Raw genomic sequence first — 2,424 nt, forward strand, 5'->3', positions numbered from 1 at the left:
ACTCGGTGGTGTATGCCTGAACTGGGGCTGCATCCCCACCAAGGCGATCCTGTCCGCCGCCGAGACCTTCAACGCCGTGAAGCACGGCGTGCCGGGCCTGGTGGTCGAGGGCCAGAGCGCGAACTACGCGCAGGTGATCGATGCCAGCCGCGCCGCCGCGGACCGGCTGGTGCGCGGTGTGAACGGCCTGATGCGGAAGAACAAGATCGAGGTGCTGCTCGGCCGCGGCCGGCTCGCCGCGGGGCGCGAGGTCGTGATCACGCGCGAGGGCGCGAGTGAGTCGGTCGAGGCGCGCCACGTGATCCTGGCCACCGGCTCGACCGAGTTCGTGTTTCCCGGCGTGCAGGTCGACGGCAAGAAGGTGCTGACCAGCCGCGAGGCGCTCGAGTCGCGCGAGCTCCCGGGCTCGCTCGCGATCATCGGCGGCGGCGCGGTCGGTCTCGAGTTCGCCTACGCGTACAACGCCTACGGCACGCAGGTGACGCTGGTCGAGATGCAGGACCAGCTGCTGCCGGGCTTCGACAAGGAGACCGCCGACGCGCTCTCGCGCTCGTTCCAGCGCGCGGGCATGAAGATCTTGACCCAGACCGCGTTCAAGTCACTCGACGCGAGCGGCGCGGGCGTGCTGGTGACGGCCGAGAACGAGAAGGGCGCGCTCGAGCTCAAGGCCGACCAGCTGCTGCTGGCCGTGGGCCGGCGGGCGCTGGTGGCCGACCTCGGGCTGGAGACGCGCGGCGTCGCGCTCGAGCGAGGCTTCATCAAGACGGGCCCCGACCAGCGCACCAGCGCCGAGGGCGTGTGGGCGATCGGTGACTGCTCGGGCCCGCCGCTGCTCGCGCACAAGGCGAGCCACGAGGGCGTGGCCGCGGTCGAGTTCATCGCGGGCATCCGCAAGCACCCGATCGACAAGAAGAAGATCCCCGCGAACATCTACTGCCAGCCGCAGGTCGCGAGCGTGGGCCTGTCCGAGGCCGAGGCGCGCGCCGCGGGTCACGACGTGAAGGTCGGCAAGGCGCCGTTCGCCGCGTCGGGCAAGGCCGTCGGCACGGGTCACACCGAGGGCTTCGTGAAGATCGTCTCCGACGCGAAGTACGGCGAGATCCTGGGCTGCCAGATCATCGGCTACGGCGCGACCGAGCTGATCAACGAGATCGCGCTGGCCATGATCGTGGAGTCGACCACGACCGAGGTCGCAGAGACCGCGCACGCGCACCCGACGCTGGGCGAGATGTTGATGCAGGCGGCGCTCGCTGCCGAAGGGCGCGCGCTCGACTTCTGAGCGCGCTGAGGCCAGAACCCGATGTCGATTCCCGTGACGATGCCGCAGATGGGCGAGAGCGTGGTCGAGGGCACCCTCGAGCGCTGGCTGGTGCGCGAGGGCGAGAAGGTCGAGAAGGACCAGGTGCTGTGCGAGATCACGACGGACAAAGTGGACGCCGAAGTGATCGCACCCGAGGCCGGCGTGCTGGCGAAGATCCTGGTGGCGCAGGGTCAGACCGTGAACGTGGGCGCCGAGCTCGCGCTGCTCGAGCCCGCGGGCGGCGCTGCCGCAGCAGTGACTCCGGCCGCGCCCGCCCCGGCCCAGGCCGCGCCCAAGGCGGCCCCGGCCCCCGCCGCTCCGGCTCCGGCGCCGCGCCCCGCGCCTGTGGCGCCGACCGCGCCCGTCTCGCGCGTGTCTCCGGTCGCGCGGCGCGTCGCGGAAGAGCAGGGCATCGACCTCGCGGGCGTCGCCGGCTCGGGCGCCGGCGGCCGCGTGATGAAGGCCGACGTGACTGCCCGCGCCGCGGCCGCACCCGCGGCTGCGCCGGCCCCGGCCGCCGAGGCTGCGCCGGTCTCCGCGGCGCCCGGCACGCTGCTCGAGTTCCTGGGCCGCATGAAGGTGCCGACGCACCGAGTGACCCCCGAGGACAAGGTGATTCCCTTCACCGCCATCCGCCGGCGCATCGCCGAGCACATGGTGGTCTCGCACGTGGTCTCGCCGCATGTCGGCACCGTGGCCGAGGTCGACCTGTCCAAGCTCGCGCGGCTGCGCGAGCGCAAGAAGAAGGAGTTCGAGGCCGAGCACGGCTTCGGGCTGTCGTTCCTGCCCTTCGTGGTCGCGGCCACGGTGCGCGGGCTGCACGACTACCCGCGCATCAACTCGGCGGTGGTCGGTGACTCGATCGTGGAGCGCGCCGGCATCCACGTGGGCGTGGCGGTCGAGACCGAGCGCGGCCTGCTCGTGCCGGTGATTCGCGACACGGACCGGCTGTCACTCGTGGGGATCGCCGAGGCGATCAACGAGCTCGCCACCAAGGCGCGCGAGCGCTCGATCGGGGCGGACGATCTCGCGGGCGGTACTTTCACCGTGTCGAACCCCGGGCGCGAGGGGAACCTCTACGGGTTCGCGGTGATCAACCAACCGCAGGTGGGGATCCTGCGCAT

2 protein-coding genes are annotated in these 2,424 nt (G+C 71.8%); both read left to right on the forward strand.

Annotated elements, in window-relative coordinates:
* Positions 1–1,279 (forward strand): dihydrolipoyl dehydrogenase (gene lpdA, locus VMR86_12575; protein ID HTO07878.1); only part of this gene is annotated, 1,279 nt, incomplete at its 5' end.
* 21 nt (positions 1,280–1,300) lie between these two features.
* A partial coding sequence (locus VMR86_12580) for a dihydrolipoamide acetyltransferase family protein (protein ID HTO07879.1) occupies positions 1,301–2,424 on the forward strand: 1,124 nt, incomplete at its 3' end.

Source organism: Myxococcota bacterium (genome assembly GCA_035498015.1).
Lineage (GTDB): Bacteria > Myxococcota_A > UBA9160 > SZUA-336 > SZUA-336 > VGRW01.